14 protein-coding genes are annotated in these 21520 nt (G+C 71.2%); 5 read left to right on the top strand and 9 right to left on the bottom strand.

Annotated elements, in window-relative coordinates:
* Positions 1 to 50: 50 nt before the first annotated feature.
* The 3 genes from EDD90_RS32400 to EDD90_RS32390 form a co-directional block, all read right to left on the bottom strand.
* Positions 51 to 1538 (bottom strand): serine/threonine-protein kinase, encoded by a 1488-nt coding sequence (locus EDD90_RS32400; RefSeq protein WP_260328773.1) that lies wholly within the window; start codon positions 1536 to 1538, stop codon positions 51 to 53.
* Positions 1539 to 1576: 38 nt separating this feature from the next.
* Positions 1577 to 2212 (bottom strand): hypothetical protein, encoded by a 636-nt coding sequence (locus EDD90_RS32395; protein WP_123976436.1) that lies wholly within the window; start codon positions 2210 to 2212, stop codon positions 1577 to 1579.
* 236 nt (positions 2213 to 2448) lie between these two features.
* Positions 2449 to 4749: an N-6 DNA methylase gene (locus tag EDD90_RS32390; RefSeq protein ID WP_123976435.1), complete on the bottom strand. Its 2301-nt coding sequence runs from the start codon at positions 4747 to 4749 to the stop codon at positions 2449 to 2451.
* Between the two features lie 245 nt (positions 4750 to 4994).
* On the opposite strand from EDD90_RS32390, the gene EDD90_RS55745 reads away from it, so the two are divergent.
* The 3 genes from EDD90_RS55745 to EDD90_RS32370 all read left to right on the top strand — a co-directional run bounded on the left by EDD90_RS55745 (position 4995) and on the right by EDD90_RS32370 (position 8835).
* Positions 4995 to 5717, top strand: coding sequence for a hypothetical protein (locus EDD90_RS55745; RefSeq protein WP_185149293.1), 723 nt, complete (start codon positions 4995 to 4997; stop codon positions 5715 to 5717).
* Positions 5718 to 5816: 99 nt separating this feature from the next.
* Positions 5817 to 7601, top strand: coding sequence for a M48 family metallopeptidase (locus tag EDD90_RS32375; RefSeq protein ID WP_123976432.1), 1785 nt, complete (start codon positions 5817 to 5819; stop codon positions 7599 to 7601).
* Positions 7602 to 7710: 109 nt separating this feature from the next.
* The gene (locus EDD90_RS32370) at positions 7711 to 8835 is read left to right on the top strand and encodes a hypothetical protein (RefSeq protein ID WP_123976431.1); all 1125 of its coding nucleotides are present in this window, start codon (positions 7711 to 7713) and stop codon (positions 8833 to 8835) included.
* Between the two features lie 24 nt (positions 8836 to 8859).
* On the opposite strand, the gene EDD90_RS32365 is transcribed toward EDD90_RS32370, so the two are convergent.
* The 3 genes from EDD90_RS32365 to EDD90_RS32355 all read right to left on the bottom strand — a co-directional run bounded on the left by EDD90_RS32365 (position 8860) and on the right by EDD90_RS32355 (position 13764).
* Complete coding sequence (locus EDD90_RS32365) at positions 8860 to 9576, bottom strand: HNH endonuclease family protein (protein ID WP_123976430.1); 717 nt, start codon at positions 9574 to 9576, stop codon at positions 8860 to 8862.
* 233 nt (positions 9577 to 9809) lie between these two features.
* A complete protein-coding gene (gene mfd, locus EDD90_RS32360) occupies positions 9810 to 13343 on the bottom strand; it encodes a transcription-repair coupling factor (RefSeq protein WP_123976429.1) in 3534 nt (1177 codons plus the stop codon).
* A 157-nt stretch (positions 13344 to 13500) separates the two neighbouring features.
* Complete coding sequence (locus EDD90_RS32355) at positions 13501 to 13764, bottom strand: helix-turn-helix transcriptional regulator (RefSeq protein WP_260328239.1); 264 nt, start codon at positions 13762 to 13764, stop codon at positions 13501 to 13503.
* A gap of 265 nt (positions 13765 to 14029) precedes the next feature.
* Between EDD90_RS32355 and EDD90_RS32350 the strand changes: the two genes are divergently transcribed.
* Positions 14030 to 14695, top strand: a complete 666-nt coding sequence (locus EDD90_RS32350) for a phospholipase A2 (RefSeq protein WP_123976427.1) — start codon at positions 14030 to 14032, stop codon at positions 14693 to 14695.
* Positions 14696 to 14828: 133 nt separating this feature from the next.
* Here the strand turns inward: EDD90_RS32350 and EDD90_RS32345 are convergent, their stop codons facing one another.
* Complete coding sequence (locus EDD90_RS32345) at positions 14829 to 17411, bottom strand: ABC transporter permease (RefSeq protein WP_123976426.1); 2583 nt, start codon at positions 17409 to 17411, stop codon at positions 14829 to 14831.
* Positions 17408 to 18196 (bottom strand): ABC transporter ATP-binding protein, encoded by a 789-nt coding sequence (locus EDD90_RS32340; protein ID WP_123976425.1) that lies wholly within the window; start codon positions 18194 to 18196, stop codon positions 17408 to 17410. The genes EDD90_RS32345 and EDD90_RS32340 overlap by 4 nt, the downstream gene beginning before the upstream one ends.
* Before the next feature lie 446 nt (positions 18197 to 18642).
* Between EDD90_RS32340 and EDD90_RS32335 the strand changes: the two genes are divergently transcribed.
* A complete protein-coding gene (locus EDD90_RS32335; RefSeq protein WP_123976424.1) occupies positions 18643 to 20139 on the top strand; it encodes an MFS transporter in 1497 nt (498 codons plus the stop codon).
* Positions 20140 to 20210: 71 nt separating this feature from the next.
* On the opposite strand, the gene EDD90_RS32330 is transcribed toward EDD90_RS32335, so the two are convergent.
* Positions 20211 to 21392, bottom strand: a complete 1182-nt coding sequence (locus EDD90_RS32330; protein WP_123976423.1) for a hypothetical protein — start codon at positions 21390 to 21392, stop codon at positions 20211 to 20213.
* Positions 21393 to 21520 lie beyond the last annotated feature (128 nt).

Genomic DNA, 21520 nt, shown 5'->3' with positions numbered 1-21520 from the left:
CCGCAACCTATCAGGAGGCCGCGGTCGGCCACCTGCCAGGTCAGCAACGGCTAGCCGCGTACCTGTCCCAGCCACTGCAACGTGCGCCGGACCTCGGTCGCCATCGGATGTCCGGGCCCGTGCAGCCGCTCCACGTCCATCAGCAGCCGGGTGAGCGTGTCGTGCGCGGCGGGCCGGTCGCCGAGCGCCAGCAGCAGATGTCCGATCCGGCGGCGCACGTCGTGCGCGAGCTGCGGATCACCGGCCACGTACTGGTTCTCGTAGTACGGCAGCAACGCCCGGTACTCCGCGAGCGCCGCCGCGGGTTCGCCGAGCTGCTCCAGGCACTGGGCGGTCTCGTAACGGAAGCGCAGGACCTGCGGGTCGGCCTGGCCGGCCTCGGCGGCGCGTTCGTCGGCGAGCCGGCGCAGCTCGGGCAGCGCGCGCCGGTACTGCCCGTCGTCCATCAGCGTGGCCGCGTACTGCTTGCGCAGGGTGCGTACGACCGTGGAGCGCTCGCCGTGCTGGTCGGCGGCGACCGGCAGGATCGCGCCCAGGATGTCGACGGCCTGGGTGATGCGCCCCTCCCCGAGCAGCCGTTTGACCTCGTCGACGGCGGCGGCGACATCCGGTCTGTCCGGTACGGCGGCCACGGGGGCGGCGGGCTGGGGCGCGGGCGTCCGGGCCCGGTCCGGCCAGGGGGCGTGCGGGCGCAGGAAGGGGCGCGTGGGATCCAGGGGCGCCCCTGAGGGCGTCCCGCGGGCGGGCAGGAGCGACGCCAGGTCCTCGTAGACCTCCTGCGCGGACGCCGGCCGGTGCTGCGGATCCTTGGCGAGCAGGCGCAGCACGAGGCTTTCGAGCGGCTCCGGGACCTCGGGGCGGATCCGGCGTACGGGCACCGGCGGCTCGTACAGGTGCCGGTGCAGCACGCCGAGCGCCGTGGAACCCGCGAACGGCACCTCTCCGCTGAGCAGTTCGTGGAGCAGAACACCGAGCGCGTACACGTCGGTGTACGGGCCGACGGCGCCGCCCATCGCCTGCTCGGGCGCCATGTAGGCGGGGGAGCCGATCGGGGAGCCGGTGTGGGTGAGGCGGGTGGTGTCCGTGTCCATGACGGAGGCCACGCCCAGGTCGAGGACGGTGACCGTGCCGTCCTGCTTCACCATCACGTTGCGCGGCTTGAGGTCGCGGTGGACGATCGGCACCGCGTGCACGGCGCTCAGCACGGCGCACAGCTGCGCGGCGACCGCCACCGCCCACTGCCACGGGTACGGGTCGTGCTCCGCCAGGTGGTCGGAGAGGTCGGCACCGTCGACGAACTGCATGACGAGGAAGAGCTCCTCGCCCTCGCTGCCCGCGTCGTGCACGGTGACCAGCCCTGGGTGGTCTACCTGCGCGGTCACCCGGCACTCCCGCAGGAACCGCCGGCGCAGTTCCTCCGCCTCCGCGCCCGCCACCTTGTCGGGGCGCAGCAGCTTCACCGCCACACGCCGGTCGAGCCGCCGGTCGTACGCCGTCCACACCTGGCCCATACCGCCCTGACCGATGAGTGTGGACAGCTCGTAGCGGCCGGCGACGACACGTCCTGTCGCCACGGTCACCTTCCGCCTTCGCGGTTGCCCTCGTGGTGCCCGTCGTGCTTGCGCAGGTAGTCACTGAGCTCGTCGAGTTCGGCGCGCACCTGCTCGATCCGGACGGGCGCCGGGCGCTGGGGCGGGGCGGGTATCGGAGGCTGCGAGAGCGGTGGCCCGGGCATCGGGGGAACGGTGTTCGGGGGCGGAGTGTGCGGGGGCGGGGTGTGCGGGGGCTGCACGCCCAGGGGAGCCGTCCCCGTGACGTACGGCGAAGCGGGCGGCGCGTAGCCGTACGTCTGTGCCGCGTACGCCGCGCGCTGCCGCTGGAAGTGGCGTACCTCGGCCACGAGGTAGTAGACGATCGTGGCCAGGAGCGTGCCGAACAGCAGGGTGATGCCCAGGTAGCCGCCGGTGGTGTTCACGTCGTCGCCGGGTTCGTTGCCCAGCAGCACGAAGCTGAGGACGTCGGACGCCGCCACCGCCACCAGCAGGCCCCAGTCCACCGATCTGCGGGTCACGGCGGCCAGCCTCAGCATCATCACCCACGTCAGGAGGCCGAGGCTGAACACGCCCAGCGCCACGAACACCACGCGCAACAGGACCAGTACCGCTTCGTGCGGCGGCCGCTGCACCGGCTGCGCATGGCCCTGGCCTTGCATGATCGCTCCTGTGTTGCCTGAAGGTTGCCTGAAAAGGGCGCACTCGCCCACCCGGTGTGCTCCGTCCGGGACGACACCGGTCGTGCGATGGTCGGTTCGAGCATATGGCCCGGGGCGGACAACCGGTTCGGGTTGTACCGAACCGTTGTCGTACCGGCTGCCGGGACGCGCCGGTCGACGACCGACCGGGGCTCAGGCGGGGCCCGGTCGGGGCTCTGGCGGGAGTCGGTCGGGAATCAGTCGGGCGCGACAGTCCCGTCGGTGAGGCCGTCGTACATCCCGCGCACGAGGTGTTCTCCGAGCCGGCTCGCATGGCGCAGCGCCCGCTCGAACTCGTCGAGCGCGCTGAAACGCGCGCCGTAGCGCCGTTGTTCCTCCAGCGGGAGCCTGGGCAGTTGCAGCCGGCGCACGTCCAGCCGGGTCGCAGTGGAGGCATAACTGCTGGCCTGCCGGTTGTTGGCGGTGCCCCGCAGGAAGCCGGCGAGGAACCACGGGTCGAGCGCCGTGCGATCGGGGCGCAGGAGCACGAGGTTGCGCCCCAGGGCGGCGCCCGCCGTCGCATCGTCGATCACGCGCGCCACCGAGCCCCCGCCGAGGACCGGTACGACGACATCGCCCGGCTCGGTCAGTACGGCCTCCTCGTCGCTCTCGGGAAGCGTGCCCGAGGGCGGCACCGCGGCGAGGACGTCATGGTCGGTGAGCACGGGCACACGCGCGTGGCCGCCGTGCCCGCCGGTGCGCAGCACCAGAGCGCCCGCACGGACGAGTTCACCGACGGTGGTGAGCGGCCAGCGCGCGGGCGGCGCCTGGTCGGCCGGTGGCGGGGTGAGGTCGACGGTCAGGCGGAGGGTGTCGCCGAGCTGTTCACGGACCGCCGTGAGCTGTTCCGCGCCGTCGGCCGCCGTGGCCGGGGGCAGATGGCGGGCGGGGGCGAGGTCCACGTCGTCGTCGAGGAGTTCGATGACCGGCACCGAACGGGCCAGTCCCGGCTGTTCCACCGGTCCCCCGGCGCGCTCGAAGGCACGCCAGGCGTCCAGGACGGTGTCCCGGACCGCCGTCCAGTCCGGACCATCCCGCCCTTCCCCCGCGAACTGCCCGGTGTCCACGAGCAGCACCTCGGGCGTGGCCGGTGTCCGGTCGGGCCGGCGCAGCACCCAAAGGTGCAGCGGGATGCTGTACGGGGGTGCCGCCCCGACCGGCAGCGCGACGACCGCCCTGAGCGCGCCCCGGCGCAGCAGGTCGGCACGGATCCGGCGCCCGGAACGGCGGGACGCGGCGGCCGGCGGCATCAGCAGGACCGCGGTCCCGCCGTCGGCGAGCCGGGCCAGGGCGTGCTGCACCCAGGCCAGCTCGGACTCGGTGCGCGCGGGGAAGCCGTACTCCCAGCGTGAGTCGTACGCCAGCTCGTCGTGGCCCCAGTTGCGCTCGTTGAACGGCGGGTGGCACAGCACCGCGTCGGCGCGCAGTTCCGGGTAGGCGTCTGCGCGCAGGGTGTCGCCGGCGGCGCCGTGCACACCGGCCCGGGAGTGCAGCGCGAGCCGCAGCGCGGTGAGCGCGGCCAGGTCGGGGGCGCTGTCCTGGGCGTACAGCTCCTGGCCGGGGCGGACGTCCACGGCCCGCAGCAGGGATCCGGTCCCGCAGGCCGGGTCCAGCACGGTGCGTGCGGGGCCTACCAGGTCGGCCATGAGACCGGCGAGTTCGGACGGTGTGAGCGTGTACTGGCGGGGGTTGGCGTCCAGGTGCCGGCCCAGCAGGAACTCGAAGGCCTGCCGGGCCCCGACCTCTGCGGCCAGTTCGGCGGCGGCGCGCAGGAGCGGGGCGGACGGAAGAAGTCGGGGGCCGGTGGGGGTGCGGACGACGGGGGTGTCCGGGGTGGTGAGGGCCGTGGGGCTCTGAACGGTGGACGGTGAGTTCACCGGCGGGATGCGGTCGGCCGGGGCCGGTGAGGGGTCCGTGCGAGGTGATGCGGGGGCGAAGGTCGCGCCGGGCGTCATCGGCGAGGCGGTCGCGCCAAGTGTCGTCGGCGCGGGGCTCACAGGGTGGGCAGCCGTTGTGGTGTTCACACCCTCTGTGCCACCGGGCCTGTTCACAGCCTCGGCGGCACCTGAAGATCGGCCGCCGCGAGCCGTAGGCTCCGCTCTCCCGCCGAGGCGCGCAGTCAGTACCTGCTCCAGCGCGCCCGGCAGCATCGCGGCCAGGCGCTCGTCCGAGCCGGCGCTCACGTCGAGCCAGACGGTGGGGCGCTCGTGGATCAGCAGCAGCGCACATCCGGCGTGGACCAGCGCTGTCAGGGCGCCTTCGGGGTGCCCGGCGAGTTGCTGCCAGACCCGCTCGCGCAGCGGGACCTCGGCGAGTTTGCCCTGCTTGCGCAGCCAGGACTCGACCTCGGCGAGCGCGAAGGACGGACTCGTCTCGGTACCGCCGACCGGCTTGGGGAAGTCGGCGTGGCGGCGGCGCCAGTTGCTGACGGCGGCGCGGCCCACTCCGGCGAGCCGTGCGATACCGGCCGCGGTCACCTCCGTGGCGTTGTCCTGCACGCGCCCAGCTCCCCTCGTCCCGTGTGTGCACCGAGCATACCGACGTACACAAGACCTCTGCCTTCACAAACGCGCGAACGCCGCATCAAACATGTCATGTTGACTCGGTTCACAGCCTCTGTTCTTATTGACCCAGCGCTTCGAGACGAACGGGCCGTGGCAACCGGAGAGAACAGCCCGACCATCGCCCGCCCGGATCACCGTCCCGCCCTGAATCCGTTTCACCCACCCCAGAAGGACTCCTGATGCGTCTCCCGTCCCGTGCCGTGATGCTGATAGCCGTTGCGGCCCTTCCGCTGGCCCTGACCGCCTGCTCCACCGGTTCCACCGGTTCCACCGGTTCCACCACCGACTCCGGTACCGGCACGAACGCCAAGCCCGCCAAGGCGAAGGACCCCAACTCCGGCCTGCTCACCGGCACACAGCTGAAGAAGGCGCTGGCGCCCGCCTCGGCCTTCCCGTCCGGGCTCGCCCTCGAATCCGACGGCTCCGCGGACAGCGGTGGCCAGTTCCTCTCCCCGTCCAGCCCGAAGACGGGGAAGCCGGACTGCACCGCGCTGGAGTCCACGTCCTGGATCCAGGTGTCCGGCTACAAGGGCGGGGTGTCGTTCGCGCAGAACGGCTACGCGAACAAGACCGAGGAAGTGGACCAGGAGATCGACGCCTTCCAGGGCACCACGGCGACCGACGTGATGAAGGCCCTGCGCACCGTGGCCGCCGAGTGCGCCACGTACACGGACAGCGACGAGCACGCCACGGTGAAGCTCACCGGCAGTTCCACGGCCGGACTCGGTGACGAGGCCTACACGATGACGCTGACGAGCGGCCACTGGGAGAACGGCACCACGCTGATCGCGGCCCGTTCCGGCGGCTCCGTGGTCACCGTGCTGTCCACCGCGGGCGGCGACAACGGCGCCGCGTCCGCGAAGAAGGTGACGACGACGATCCTGTCGGCGCTGAAGAAGTAGCTGAAGAAGCGGGCGCCGCGTGCGGCCGGGTCCGAGCCCGGCCCCGAGGCGCCGCCCCACCCACGTTCCGTTCCGTTTCCGTTCCCGTGAAGGATGCCGATGCGCCTGACGTCCCGCCCCGCCGGTCGAGCGGCCGCCGCGGAGACCGCCGCACGGGAACGGGGCGTGCCCGGAACTCCGCTGCGTGCCGCGCTCGTTCTCGGCCTGCTCCTCGGGTTCTACGTGCTGGCACTGCTCCTCCTCGTCGCGCTGGCGGCCCTGGACGTCTTCCTGGCCCGCGGCCACGGCTTCACGGTCATGGCCGTCGAGGGCTGGCTCGGCTCGCTGGCGATCGCCTGGTGCGTGGTGCGGGTCGTCCTGCTCAGCCGCGGCGCCGGGGACGGGCAGGACGAGGAGCCCGGTCTGTCACTTGCGCCCGGGGAGCAGCCGGAGTTGTGGCGGCGGGTACGCGAGCTGGCCGAGCGGGTGGGCACGCGGCCGCCCGCTCGGATCCGGGTGGTCCCAGGGGCCAACGCCATGGTGCGGGAGGACTCCCGGTGGCTCGGGCTGGTCGCGGGTGAACGGCGGCTCTTCCTCGGCGTGGCACTGCTGATCGGCCTGCCGAAGGACGAACTGGACGCCGTGCTCGCGCACGAACTGGGCCACTACGCGCACGACGACACCCGGTTGGGCGGCCTGCTCTGGGCGCTGCACAGCCGACTGCTGCACACCGCGCACACGTTGCGGCAGCGGGCTGCGCGTGAGGAAGCCGAAGAGAAGGCGAGGGCAGCCGCACGGGCCGCGCGGCGCCGTGCGGCCGGCAAGCCGCCACCGGTGAAGCGGGAGCCGACGCGAGGCCCGGACCACTACCTGGCCCTCGTCTTCTCCGCGTACGCCCGGCTGTGTCTGCGCCTGACCGAGGCCGTCAGCCGCCGGCAGGAGTACGCGGCCGACCTGACGGCCGCCCGGGTCGCGGGCCGGGACAGCATGTCCGCCGCACTGCGCCGTATCCCCGCGCTCGAAGCCGCCGACGACCTCTACCTGCGCGAGTACGCGCTGATGGGCCGGGACGCCGGCCTGCTGCCGCCGGAAGGACAGTTCCACGGCGGCCTCGCCCTCCTGCTCGCGGACCCCGTACGCCGGGCGGAACTGGAAGCGTGGACCCTCAGACCGCTCCCGGAGGCGGTCTATGAGGAGAGCTCTCCGTACGACAGCCACCCGCCCACGGCCGACCGCATCGCGGCGCTGGAGGCACTCCCCGACGACGGTCGCACCACCACATTCCCTCGTCGTCCCGCTCTCGCGCTGCTCCGGGAGCCGGACCGTCTCCTCGCCGGACTGGAACGGGCTGTACTGAGCCGGGAGACGCAGTCCTGGCGGCGGGTGCCCTGGGCCGAACTGCCCGCACAGACACGGCGCGAGAGCTGGGCGCGGGAAACGGGGCCGCTGCTGGAGGCCATGGCTCAGGTGGCCGGCGCGAGGGGCGTCGGCGTGTACGGAGCGACACACCTCGACCGCCTCCTGGACTTGATCGACCACGGCCTGCTGTACGACATCGCGGACCGGCTGCCCAGGTCGGACCAGGCCGGTCGGAGCAGCGGCCGTGCGGCACGCGAGTTCGCGAGGACGGCCTTCGGCTCGGCCCTGCGCCGACTGGCCCTGCTCACCGCGCTGGACACCGGGTTGTGCCGGTGGGAGCTGTGCTGGTCCGGACCCCCGGTGCGGACGCTGGCACCCGAACGGTTCGCCGAGGCACTGGACGAGGCTCTGGACCACGCGATCGCCGACCCGCCCACCACGGCCCCCCTGCGGGCTCTGCTGTCCGGGGGCGGTCGTGCTCCGTTCGGCGGCTCGGCACCACCGCCGGCCGTCCTGCCCTGGCCGCCGCCCGGCACCCCGCGCTGACAGCCTTGCGCTTTCCTGCTCCGACAGCCTCCTCGGCCGTCCCCTCGGCCGTCTCCTCGAGAGTCTCTTCGACCGCTTCCTCCGGCGGCCCCTATCCGAAAGACCCGGTATGAACATCCTGATCGACATAGCCGGTGCCGGCATCCTCCTCTATGCGGTCGTCACCCTCCCCCGCAACATCCGCAAGGGGCGGGCCCTCCGGGCGGAGGCGAAGGCCAAAGCGCCGGTCAACATCGACCCCGCCAAGTACGGGCTGGTGCCGGCCGCCCAGCTCGACAAACGTTTCGCGGGCCCCGATCCCGAGGCCGACGCGGTCGCGGCGGCCGCCCTCGCCGGTGACTGGCGGCAGGCGGCCGCCTATCTGGCCGGAGCGGGCCGGGACTGGGACCTGCGGTGGTACCGGCTCGGCATCCTCACCCACGCCGCCGTCGAGGACGACGCCTGGCTGAAGGCGTGGCGGACCGAGTACCCCGGCGACCCGTCCGCCGTCCTCGTGCACGCCGACGCACTCGTCTCGCTGGCGGGCAAGGTCCGCGGCGCGAAGCTGGCGAAGCACACCACGGCGGAGCAGTTCGAGGGCTTCCACCGGCTGCTGGCCGAGGCGCTGCCCGCCTGCCAGGAGGCCGCCTGGATGGCACCCGAGGATCCCTGCCCCTGGATCGCGCAGATCTCCATCGCTGTGGGGCTCGGCTGGTCGCACGACGACTTCCGGGCGCTGTGGGCCGAGATCACCGCACGCGACCCGCACCACTTCGGAGCGCACATGAGCGCTCTGCAGTACTGGTGCGCCAAGTGGCGCGGTTCACACGAGCTGATGTACGCCTTCGCCGACCAGGCCGCGGCCGCCGCGCCGCAGGGCAGCCTGCTGCCGGTGCTGCGCCTGGACGCATTGATGGAGCACGCGTTCCGGGAGCCCAAGGCGCCTGTCTACAACCAGCCGTTCGTGCAGTCGGCCGTGGACGCCACCCTGGACGCGGTGGACCGGGCGCCCGCCGGGCACCACCGGCTGCCGGCGGTACGGCACCTGCTGGCGGACGCCCTGTTCCAGACGAAGCGGTACGCAGAGGCCGTCGAGCAGTTCCGTGCGATCGGCGGATACGTCGGCAGCACGCCATGGACTTACTCCGCCAACCCGGTCAAGGCGTTCGTCTTCGCCCGTACCAACACCTTCGTCGCCTGGGAGAAGGCGGGCCGTCCCGCCCCTCCGCCGCGCGGCCACTCCCTGGGGTACTGACGCACGCGGCGGGGGCGGGCCGGTTCAGCGCGCCTTGAAGCGGGACGGCGCCTCGGTCGGGTTTCCGCCCGTGGGGAGTTCCTGGTTCGGGCAGCCGGACAGGACCTTCTTCATCGCGTCCTTCTCGGCGGCGGTGACCCACAGGCCGTACTTCTTCTTCACGGCCACCTGCGCGGCGACGTAGGTGCAGCGGTACGAACTGTTGGCCGGGAGCCAGGTGGCGGTGTCGCCGTCGCCCTTGCCGCGGTTGGCGCTCGCGTCGACGGCGAGGAGGTTGAGCGGGTCGTTGGCGAGGGCTATGCGCTTGCTCGCGTCCCAGTACTTGGCGCCCTTCTGCCAGGCGTCCGAGAGGGCGACGAGGTGGTCTATGTCGACCAGGCTGCGGCCACGCCGGTAAGTGACCTTCTTACCGGAGTAGGGGTCAGGGTCGAGGACGCCGTAGGAGACCTTGCAGTCGCCGTCGGTGAACTTCACGTCCTTCAGGTCGCGTTTGAGTATGTCGCTGCGGGTGTCGCAGGAGTTGGAGTCGGTGTCCGCCCAGGCGGAGCCGAACCTCTCCCGGGTGTAACCGGTCTTCGGTGCCCGGCCCTTGACGGTCAGCGAGTCGGCGGCGGCCAGGGCCGCGCCCCCGCCTCCGGAGCCCTGGGCTCCCGAAGCCCCCTTGTCCTGCGCGTTCTTGCATCCCGCCACAGCGAAGACAGCGGCGGCGGCCACGGCCGCCCCGCCCCTCAGACGCGCCACGTGCGCCCCCCTCGTACTCGCCCTCCGTCGCCCGGCAGGGGCGGATGTCCGCAGGCCCCACCGTAACCGCCGGGGTTCGGGCCGGACGGGGCCTCAGCGGACGGATGCCCCCGACCCCTTCTTGTAGTCGGGGGCCGGACACAGCGGGAGAAGCCCGGCTGCCGAGGCCGCACGCCCGCTCACACCGTCGCGGGGCGTGCGCCTCCCCCGTACGAATACGTCTGCGTCCGCGCCTACGACCCCAGGATCGAGGCCAGGAACTCCCCTACCCAGCCCAGCAGTTCCCGTCCGATCAGCGGCTTTCCGCCCACCTTCGCGGTCTTCGGGCGAGGCACCAGCACCTGGTGGACGGCCGGCTTGATGACGGTCCCCGGGTACAGGCGCTTGAGGCGCAGCTCCTGCGACTCGCGCAACTCCACCGGCGCGAACCGGATGTTGGCGCCCTGGAGGACGATCTCGCCGACCCCGCAGGCGCGGGCGAGCATCCGCAGACCGGCGACGAGGAGCAGGTTCTCGACCGGCTCGGGCAGCTTGCCGTAGCGGTCGGTGAGTTCCTCGCGGACCGCCTTGATGTCCGCCTCCGAGTTGGCGGAGGCGATCGAACGGTAGGCCTGCAGGCGCAGCCGCTCGCCGGGCGCGTAGTCGTGCGGAACGTGCGCGTCGACGGGCAGCTCGATCTTGACCTCGAGCGGCGGCTCCTCCTCGATCTCGCCGGTCTCCAGCTGCCGCCGGTAGTCCGCGACGGCCTCGCCGACCATACGGACGTACAGGTCGAAGCCGACGCCCGCGATGTGCCCGGACTGCTCGCCGCCGAGCAGGTTGCCGGCACCGCGGATCTCCAGGTCCTTCATCGCCACGTACATGCCCGCGCCCATCTCGGTGTGCTGGGCGATGGTGGCGAGCCGTTCGTGCGCGGTCTCGGTCAGCGGCTTCTCCGGCGGGTACAGGAAGTACGCGTACCCGCGCTCGCGCCCTCGGCCGACCCGGCCGCGCAGCTGGTGCAGCTGGGACAGGCCGAAGGTGTCGCCGCGCTCCACGATGAGCGTGTTGGCGTTGGAGATGTCGATGCCGGACTCGACGATCGTCGTCGAGACGAGGACGTCGAACTTCTTCTCCCAGAAGTCGACGACGACCTGCTCCAGCGCCGACTCCGACATCTGGCCGTGCGCGGTCGCGATGCGCGCCTCGGGGACGATCTCGCGGAGTCTGGCCGCCGCGCGGTCGATGGACTCCACCCGGTTGTGGATGTAGAAGACCTGGCCTTCGCGCAGCAGTTCGCGGCGGATGGCGGCGCCGATCTGTTTCTCCTCGTACGGCCCGACGAAGGTGAGCACCGGATGCCGCTCCTCCGGGGGCGTGGTGATCGTCGACATCTCGCGGATGCCGGTGACCGCCATCTCCAGGGTGCGCGGGATCGGGGTCGCGGACATGGTCAGCACGTCGACGTTGGCGCGCAGCTTCTTCAGCTGCTCCTTGTGCTCGACGCCGAAGCGCTGCTCCTCGTCGACGATGACCAGGCCGAGGTCCTTGAACTTGGTCTCCGAGGAGAACAGCCGGTGGGTGCCGATGACGACGTCGACCGCGCCCTCGCGCAGACCCTCCAGAGTCCCCTTCGCCTCGGTGTCGGTCTGGAAGCGGGAGAGCGCCTTCACGCTCACCGGGAACTGCGAGTACCGCTCGGAGAACGTCCCGAAGTGTTGCTGCACCAGCAGGGTGGTGGGGACGAGGACGGCCACCTGCTTGCCGTCCTGTACGGCCTTGAAGGCGGCCCGCACCGCGATCTCCGTCTTGCCGTAGCCCACGTCGCCGCAGACCAGGCGGTCCATGGGGACCGACTTCTCCATGTCCTCCTTGACCTCGGCGATGGTGGTCAGCTGGTCCGGGGTCTCCGCGTACGGGAACGCGTCCTCCAGCTCGCGCTGCCAGGGCGTGTCCCCGCCGAAGGCGTGCCCGGGGGCGGCCATGCGCGCGCTGTAGAGCTTGATCAGGTCGGCGGCGATCTCCTTGACGGCCTTCTTGGCGCGCGCCTTGGTCTTCGTCCAGTCCGCGCCGCCCAGGCGGTGCAGGGTGGGGGCCTCGCCGCCGACGTACTTGGTGATCTGCTCCAGCTGGTCCGTCGGGATGTAGAGGCGGTCGCCGGGCTGGCCGCGCTTGGCGGGGGCGTACTCGACGACCAGGTACTCGCGGGTGGCGCCCTGGACGGTGCGCTGGACCATCTCGATGTAGCGGCCGACGCCGTGCTGCTCGTGGACGATGTAGTCGCCCGGCTCCAGGGTGAGCGGGTCGATGGTCTTGCGGCGGCGGGCCGGCATCCGGGCGCCGTCCTTGCCGGCCGCCTTCTGGCCGGACAGGTCGGTCTCGGTGAGGACGGCGAGTCTGAGCGCCGGGTCGACGAAGCCGTAGTCGATCGAGCCGCAGGACACGTGGACGACGGAGGGGCCGAGCTCGTCCAGGTCGACGTCCAGACGGGCCGCGATGCCCTCGCCGCCGAGCACCTCGACCGTGCGGGAGGCGGTGCCGTGGCCCTCGGTGACGTACACCGTGCGCCAGCCGTCGGCCAGCCAGCCCTTGGTGTCCGCGAGGGCCTTGGCGGTGTCGCCGCGGTAGGTCTCGGTGGCGTGCATGCCGAGCTTGAGGGTGTCGGCGGACAGCTCCTCGTCGGCGGCGAACGGCGACACCGACCACCACATCATGTCCAGCTCGCGGGCGCGGTCGCGGACGTCCGCGATGGACCACAGCGAGGCCGCGCCGACGTCGATGGGCGCCTCGCCGCCGCCGGCCGTGGCCGCCCAGGAGGCCTGCAGGAACTCCTGGCTGGTCGCCACCAGGTCGGCGGCGCGCGTGCGGACCCGCTCCGGGTCGCACACGACGGCCATCGCGCCCTTGGGCAGCACGTCGAGCAGCAGTTCCATGTCGTCGACGAGGACCGGGGCAAGGGACTCCATGCCCTCGACCGCGATCCCCTCGGCGATCTTGTTCAGCAGTTCGCCCAGCTCGGGGTGTTCCTCGGCGAGGGCACGCGCGCGTGCGCGGACGTCGTCGGTGAGCAGCAGCTCTCGGCAGGGCGGTGCCCACAGGCCGTGCTCGGCGACCTCCAGGGAGCGCTGGTCGGCGACCTTGAAGTAACGGATCTCCTCGACGTCGTCGCCCCAGAACTCGACGCGCAGGGGGTGTTCCTCGGTGGGCGGGAAGACGTCCAGGATGCCGCCGCGGACGGCGAACTCGCCGCGCTTCTCGACGAGCTCCACGCGCGCGTAGGCGGCGGCCGCGAGGGCTTCGACGACGTCGTTCAGGTCGGCGTTCTGGCCGGTGCGCAGCGCCACCGGTTCCAGGTCGCCGAGGCCCTTGACCTGCGGCTGGAGCACGGACCGTACGGGGGCGACGACGACGGAGACCGGGCCGGTCTCGGGGTCGTCGGGGCGGGGGTGGGCCAGACGGCGCAGCACGGCGAGGCGGCGGCCGACGGTGTCGCTGCGCGGGCTGAGCCGCTCATGGGGCAGCGTCTCCCACGAGGGGTACTCCACGACGCCCTCGGGCGGCAGCAGTGTGCGCAGTGCGGCGGCCAGGTCCTCGGCCTCCCGTCCCGTCGCCGTGACCGCCAGCACCGGGCGGCCGGCGTCGCGGGCCAGGGCGGCGACCGCGAAGGGGCGGGCCGCCGGGGGACCGACCAGGTCGACGTGCATGCGGTTGCCGTCGGCGGACGCCTTGATCGCTTCCGCGAGGGCGGGGTCCTTGACTACGGCGTCGAGCAGACCGTGCAGGCTCATGGGAGTTCCATCCGGGGAGGGGCACGCAAACAGCCCGACACGTCACACGGGCCGGGGCTCCCCAGCCTACGGCGCCCGCTGCCCCAACCGCCCCACCTGACCGGAACGGGGCCCTGCCGGGCCGACGTCACGACTGCGCGTGACTCCGGCTCGGCCATCAGGCGGCGTCGTTCCTGGCGAAGGCGACTGTCACGCCGCGGCCCGGCTCGACCGTCACCAACAGGTCCGATCCGAAGGCCTTGGCGATGCGTTCCAGTAAAGGGAACGTGGGCATGCATTTCCCGCGCTCCAGCCGGGAGATCGCCGCTTGTGTCATACCGGAGAGTTCGGCGAGCCGCACCTGAGTCATCCCGACTTTCCCTCGCCGTTCTCGGACGGCCGTCCGAGGATTTCCTCGACGTTTTCTCTCCGTCCGACACACTCCCAGGCCATCCCCCGTTGATGACGCTGCACCTTCACTCCCGAATCGCTCTTCATTCGCCGACGAATCGCGGAACAAAATACGCCCGCGAGGCTAGCCGACGTCCGGTCCGCCCGGCCGTCACTTGAGCAAGATCTGAGCTTGATACCACGCCGTCGGCTGCCGCCACCCGGGCCCTCGCACCGCGCTATGACATTTCTGACATATAGCAGGACCGGCATAACGGCCCACGGCTCACACGGAAGCCAAGGTGAAGCAGCATGGAATGACGTATTCCGAATTTCTCGAACCGCCACGCGTCAGAAAGTCGCTTGCCCCCTGGCGCGGACATGCCATCGTTGCCCGCCACCTCAACCGGAAAGGGAACTCAGCCTTGATCAAGTTACGCGCCAGAATTCCTGCCATCGCCCTTTCGGGCCTCGTCCTCATCGCGGGGGCGTCGCCGGCCCTTGCCGACTCCGCGGCATCCCACGGAGCCGTTTCGCAGACGGTAACCGCCTCTGTGACCAAGGCGCAGAAACTCAGCAAGCTGAAGACCCTGACGAGCAATTCGGAGGACTCGGAGCTCAAGTGGGGCACGGCGCTCGATGACCACACTGCCGGCCGGCAGCCGATCGAAAAGTACAAGTTCAACTGGCACACCGATTACTGCACCTACTCTCCGGATTCACTTCCCGGCGGCTACGTCTTTAAATGGGGCTGCTACCGACACGACTTCGGCTATCGCAACTACAAGAACCTCGTAGGCAACGCCGCGTTCAAACGGGATCACAAGCTGCGCGTCGACAAGGCCCTCCTTGGCGACCTGAACCGGGTCTGCGGCCAGCGTTTCTGGGACGACCCGTACCCGGCCGCGCAGCGCAAGAAGCTGAAGGACGCCTGCTACAAGGCCGCCAAGAAGTACTACAACGCGGTGCGCGCCGCCGGCTGACCGCCGGGCTCTGCCCGTCACCGAGGGCGTGTCCGGAGCCCGGAACACCGCTTTGACCAGGGGCAGGCACACGGACGGCGGGGCGCGCAGTCGATCTCAGCGCCCCGCCGTCCGATCGTCTCGGCGTGCTTGCCTAGTCCGTCGCGATCGCGTTCAGAACGTTCATCCTGCCCGCCCGGAACGCCGGGATGAGCGCCGCGAACAGTCCCACGAAGGCCGAGCCGACGAAGACCGTGACGATGGTCGGCCAGGGGATGTCCAGGACCTTCAGTCCCTCCAGGGCGAGCAGCTTCTGGGCGGTGGCTCCCCAGCCCATGCCGAGGCCGAGGCCGAGCAGGGCACCGAAGAGAGCGATGACCACCGACTCCAGGCGGATCATACGGCGCAGCTGGCGGCGGGAGAGACCGATGGCCCGCATCAGGCCGATCTCCCGGGTCCGCTCCACCACCGACAGGGCCAGGGTGTTCACCACGCCCAGGACCGCCACGATGATCGCCAGTGCCAGCAGGCCGTAGATCATGTTCAGCAGCTGGCCGATCTGGTCCTTGAGCGCCTTCTTGTAGTCGGTCTGGTCGCGGACCTTGTACTGCGGGTACTCGTGCAGGGCCGACTTCAGCGCCTTGTACGCGGCGGCCTGCTGCCCGTCCTCGGCGGTGGCGAAGACCAGCCGGTCGAGCGGCCTCTTGTCGGCCGGCACGTACTTGTCGAGCGTGGCGATGGAGGTGTACTTGGCACCCTGGTCGATCACGTCGTCGCTGCTGGTGATCGCGCGGACCGTCAGGTGGGCGGTGGAGCCGTTCTTGAAGGCGACCGTGACCTTCGAGCCGAGATGGATGCCGTGGGCCTTCGCGAACTTCTCGTGGACGGACATCGAGTCGGGCAGGTAGGCGTCCTTGAGGTCGCCGGCCACGGTCTTCTTGCGCAGATCGCTCGCGTAGGAGGGGTCGGCCGCGGTGATGTCGGTGTCCTTGAGCGTCTGGCCGTCGGGGGTCGTGTAGTCGGCGACGGTCGTCTTGTACTCGGTGATCCGCGCCAGACCGGGCGTGGCCTTGATGACCTGCACCGCCTGCGGGGTGATGAGCACTTGGTCCTTGTCGCTCTGGATGATGAAGTCCGTACCCACGGTCTTGTCGAGTTGGTCGGTGGCGGACGCCACCATGGAGGAGCCGACCACCGACAGACAGGCGACCAGCGCGAGGCCGATCATCAGGGCCGCGCCGGTGGCGCCGGTGCGGCGCGGGTTGCGCAGGGCGTTGCGTTCGGCCATCCGTCCGACGGGGCCGAAGACCCGCAGCAGTACGGCACTGAGCACCCGCACCAGGCCGCCGGCCAGCAGGGGGCCGATGACGACGAAACCGATCAGGGTGAGCACGATGCCCAGGCCCAGCCACGAGGAGCCGTCCTTGGCCTTGTCGGCGGTGGCGGCGGCGTACAGGCCCATGCCACCGGCGGCGGTGAGGACGGCGCCGACCAGGGCCCGTATCCACCCGGACCTGGCGTCGGACGGGGCGCCCGCGTCGCGCAGCGCGGCCATCGGGGAGACCTTGCCGGCACGCCGGGCGGGCAGGTAGGCGGCCAGGACGGTGACCACGACACCGAGGAGCAGACCGATCACCGGAGTCGTCCAGGCGACCGTCAGATCGTCCGTCGACAGATGCATGCCCATGTTGCCCATGAGCTTCATCAGGCCGACCGCGATACCGACGCCCGCGCCGACGCCGAGCACGGACCCGACCACGCCCAGCAGCAGCGCCTCGGCCAGCACCGAGCGGTTGACCTGCTTGCGGGAGGAGCCGATGGCCCGCATCAGGCCGATCTCCCGGGTGCGCTGGGCGACCAGCATGGAGAAGGTATTGATGATCAGGAAGATGCCGACGAGGAACGCGATCCCGGCGAAGCCGAGCATCGCGTACTTCATGACGTTCAGGAAGCTCTCGACCTGCTTCTGGTTGGCATCGGCGACCTCCTTGGCGGTCTGCACCTTGTAGCCGCCGCCGAGTTCGGCCATGACGTTCTTCTTCAGCCCGTCGTCGGTCACGCCCTTGGCCGCCGTGACGTTGACGTTGGTGTAGACGCCGGTCCGGCCGACGAGCGTCCGCTGCGCGGTGCGGGTGTCGAGGTAGAAGATCGCCGCGCCGGGGTTGGTGACGGTGAAGGTGGCGATGCCGGAGATGCGCGCGGTGTGCGTGCCGACCGTGGTGATCACACCGATCTCGTCACCGAGCTTCAGGTGGTGCTTGTCGGCGGTGTCGGCGTCGACCATGATCTGGCCGGGGGCCCTGGGCGCCGTACCGGAGGTGATCTTCATGGTGCGGGCGTCGTTGCCGTTCCAGCCGCCGACGATGGTCGGCGCGCCGCTGCTGGGCGAGAGGTCGTCCTTGGCGGCGTCGACGACGGTGGCCTTGGTGGAGAACACCGTCCCCTCCGCCGCCTTGACACCCTGGGCGTGCCGGATCTTGCCCAGCACCGAGGCGGGCATCACCGGCGGCTTGCCGGTGTCGGAGGTCGTCTCACCCGTGTCGGAGGCGCCCTTGGCGCTGACCTGTACATCGGACGAGGTCGCCGCGAACAGCTTGTCGAACGTCGTGTTCATCGTGTCGGTGAACACCAGCGTGCCGCAGACGAACGCCACCGACAGCAGCACGGCGACCGCTGACAGGGCCATGCGTCCCTTGTGCGCGAAGAAGTTGCGCAGGGAGGTCCTCATGACGGTCATGACGTACGCCCCCGCGCGTCGAAGTCCTTCATGCGGTCCAGGACGGCGTCCGCGGTCGGCTTGAACATCTCGTCGACGATCCGGCCGTCGGCGAGGTACAGCACCCGGTCCGCGTACGAGGCGGCCACCGGGTCGTGGGTGACCATCACGATGGTCTGGCCCAGCTCGTCGACGGAGCGGCGCAGGAAGCCGAGGACCTCCGCGCCCGCGCGGGAGTCGAGGTTTCCGGTCGGCTCGTCACCGAAGATGATCTCGGGGCGCGCGGCGAGGGCGCGCGCCACGGCCACGCGCTGCTGCTGACCGCCCGAGAGCTGCGTGGGACGGTGCTTGAGCCGGTCCGCGAGCCCCACGGTGGTGACCACGCGCTCCAGCCACTCCTTGTCGGGCTTGCGCCCGGCGATGTCCATGGGGAGCGTGATGTTCTCCAGCGCGTTCAGCGTCGGCAGCAGGTTGAACGCCTGGAAGATGAACCCGATCCGGTCCCGGCGCAGCTTGGTGAGCTTCTTGTCCTTCAGGCCGGTGATCTCGGTCTCGTCCAGGTAGATCTGACCGCTCGTCACGGTGTCGAGCCCGGCGAGGCAGTGCATCAGGGTGGACTTGCCGGACCCCGAGGGGCCCATGATCGCGGTGAACTGGCCCCGCGCGATGTCCACGTCGACGTGGTCGAGGGCGACGACACGGGTCTCTCCGGCCCCGTACGCCTTGACGACCTGCCGCGCCCGCGCGGCAACGGCCGTACGCCCTCCAGTACCCCCGTGCCTGGGAATGGTCACAGCCGATGTCACGGTATGTCTCCTAAGTCGGTCAGCGAACGAGCAGCGCTGTGCTGCGTCGTGCTGTGCAGCGTTCGGTACGACGATGAGTCTGGCGGTGGGCGGGGGTGTCCCGCGCTGGTGCGAAGCCCCGTCTTGCCCGGGGGAAAACCCCACCCCCGCCGGTTCGGTCAACCGCCCCCCGGCGGCGTAAAACCAGGTTAAGGACGACCGGGGTGCCGTCTCCTCCTCCGGCGGTACGAACCCTCCCCGGGCCCTGATACGGAGAACCCCCTAGGGGAAGTCCACCGGCGGGTGGAGACCGTCTAGGGGTCGGACTCCACCCGCCGGCCCGGTCAGCCTCCACCCTCCCGTGGCGTGAGACGCAAGCGGACGCGTACTCCCGCCAGGTGGGGGCGGATGGGAAGCTGTCGTACGCGACATAGATGCATGGGGAACGCATGGGGAGGGGATCCGGCGTGGGGAGTACGACACCCGCGATACGCGCGGCCGGGCGGGACACCGGGACGGGCCGGCGGGGAGCCGTGGTGGCCGCCCTGATGCTCTCGATGGCGCTGGCCGCGCTCGACTCCACCATCGTCTCCACCGCCGTCCCCCAGATCGTCGGCGACCTCGATGGCTTCTCCGTCTTCTCCTGGCTCTTCTCCGGCTATCTGCTGGCCGTCACCGTGACCCTCCCGGTGTACGGCAAGCTCTCCGACACCTTCGGCCGCAAGCCGGTGCTGGTCGTGGGTGCCGCGCTGTTCCTGCTGGGCTCGCTGCTGTGCGCGCTGGCCTGGAACATGGGCGCGCTGATCGCGTTCCGGATCGTGCAGGGCCTCGGCGGGGGCGCGCTGCAGGGCACCGTGCAGACCCTCGCGGCCGACCTGTACCCCCTTGAGGAACGCCCGAAGATCCAGTCCAAGCTGTCGACGGTGTGGGCGGTGTCGGCGGTGGCCGGGCCGGGGATCGGCGGGGTGCTGGCCGCGTACGCGGACTGGCGGTGGATCTTCCTCGTCAACCTGCCGATCGGCACGGCGGCGCTCTGGCTGATAGTGCGCCACCTTCACGAGCCGGAGCGCGCGCCGCGCACGCCTCCGCGGGTGGACTGGATGGGCGCACTGGCGGTCTTCGCGTGCGGGGGTGCACTGCTGACGGCGCTCGTGCAGGGCGGGGTGGCGTGGGCCTGGTGGTCCGCGCCGTCTTGCGCTCTGTTCGCCGCCGGGCTGGCGCTGGTGGCGCTCGTGGTGTGGATCGAGCGCCGGGCGGCGGAGCCGATCATCCCGGGGTGGGTGTGGCGGCGCAGGACCATCGCCGCGGTGAATCTGGCGTCGGGCGCGCTCGGACTCCTCATGGTCGCCCCCACGGTCTTCCTGCCCACCTACGCCCAGTCGGTCCTGGGCCTCGCCCCGGTGGCCGCCGGATTCGTGCTGTCCGTCTGGACGTTGACCTGGCCGGTGGCGGCGGCGCTGAGCCAGCACGTGTACCGGCGGATCGGCTTCCGCAACACGGCGATGCTGGGGATCGGGGCGGCGGCGCTGATCCTGCTCGCCTTCCCGTTCCTGCCGTATCCCGGATCGGCCTGGCAGCCGACGCTGCTGATGACCCTGCTGGGCGCCGCCCTGGGGCTCTTCCAGCTCCCGCTGATCGTGGGCGTCCAGTCCACCGTCGGCTGGGCGGAGCGCGGCACCACGACGGCGTCCGTCCTCTTCTGCCGGCAGACCGGGCAGACGATCGGCGCAGCAGCCTTCGGGGCGGTGGCCAACGGCGTGCTGTCCGCGCGCCTGGGCGGAGCCGGCGACCTGGACTCCGTCACCCGCGCCCTGGCCGCCGGGACCGCGCCCGAGGCGACCCGGCGGGCCATCGCGGACGCGGTGCACGCGGTGTACCTGGGAGCGGCGGGCGCGGCGGCGCTGGCCTTCGTGGTGCTGCTGGTGCTGGCGCCCCGGCGCTTTCCGGTCCTGACGGAGCGGTGAGAAGCGGGCGCCTCCCCGCGGGTGATCGTCGCCGTCCAGAAGGCCCGCCCGACTGACCGTTGTTCGCGTGCCTACCGCCCGTTCGCACGTCGGCGGGCCGCCAGGAGTGCGCCCGCGCCGAGGGCGACGGCGGCCGCGGCGGCGCCCGCGAGCGGGAGGGCCGTACCGGAACCGGTGTTCGCCAGACCGTCGCCGCCGGACGTGCCGGAGGCCCCGGTGGACGGCGTCGGGCTCGCGCCGCCGCCGGACGCCCCGTCGCCGCCGGTGACGTCGAGCCGGATGCCGGCCTTGTCGTTCTCCGCGTGGGTGTCGAACGGCCGGGAGCGGCCGGTGAGTTCGATCGATCCCTCGGCCCCGGACACGGCCTTGTCGATCTTCAGCTCGAAGGTGAAGGTCTGCTTGTAGGTTTCGGGGACCCAGGCGTACCCGCTGGAGCAGGTGTAGGTCCCGGAGCCCGCCTTGATGCAGTAGTTGTCGCTCTTGGCCACCGTCGTACCGGCGGGCATTTTGATCAGTACCCGTGCCGCCGTCGCACGGTCCCTCCGGTACACCCAGGCCGGCCCGGCGTTGGTGATCTTCACTTTCAGGGGGACGGTGTCCCCGACTGCGCCCTCCAGCCGCGCTCCCGTCACCTGGAAGTCGGCCGTGTTCGCGGCGGTGACCGGCACATCGGCCACGTCCACGGACGGGCGCTTCGCGCTGCCGGGGGCCGCCGGCGTGGCGTCGGGCTGCTCGACGAGTCTGATCGCGGGCCCGGATCCCGGCTCCGGATGCGAGAAGTTGTCCCCGGGATAGGGGAACCCCGAGGTGTCGATCCCCACCGTGACGTCGTCGTACAACGCGTAGTCGAGCACGTCGAAGGTCAGCTGCTTCTCGGGCGCGTAGACGACGCCCGGCTTCACGGTCTGGTCGAACTCACAGACCGCCTCGGTCTTGTTGGGGATCTCGTCCATTGTCGGGATCTCGAGGGAGGAGCAGTTGGAGGGCAGTTCCGTGAGGCTCAGTCCGCGGGTGAGGGTGTACGACAGCCAGACCTTGCCGAGCGCCTCCGCGCCCGTGTTGGTGAATTGGGCCGGCACCTGGAAGGAACTCCCCGGCTCGGCCCCGTCGACCGGGGCGAGCCTGCCCAGGACCACCCCGGGGGCCGGTCCGTCGGCCGCGGCGGGCGTGGCACCCAGCGCGACCAGGGCGAGGGCACCGATCATGCCGGCGGTTCGCCCGAGGAAGCGAGGTCCGGGAGAGGTCTGGAACATGTGTCCCCATATGAAGTCTCGGTGACGGATGGACGAACTGCGGGGCAAGACGCGCCCCGCTCATCAGACTCCGCCCGCCGCCGAACAGTTGTAGGGGCCGACGCCGGGCGGGAGTTCCACCGGGGCCG

The sequence above is a fragment of the Streptomyces sp. Ag109_O5-1 genome (assembly GCF_003814875.1).
Taxonomy (GTDB): Bacteria; Actinomycetota; Actinomycetes; order Streptomycetales; family Streptomycetaceae; genus Streptomyces; species Streptomyces sasae.
The sequence above is the reverse complement of the archived record's forward strand: the minus strand, read 5'-3'. Positions and strand labels throughout refer to the sequence as shown.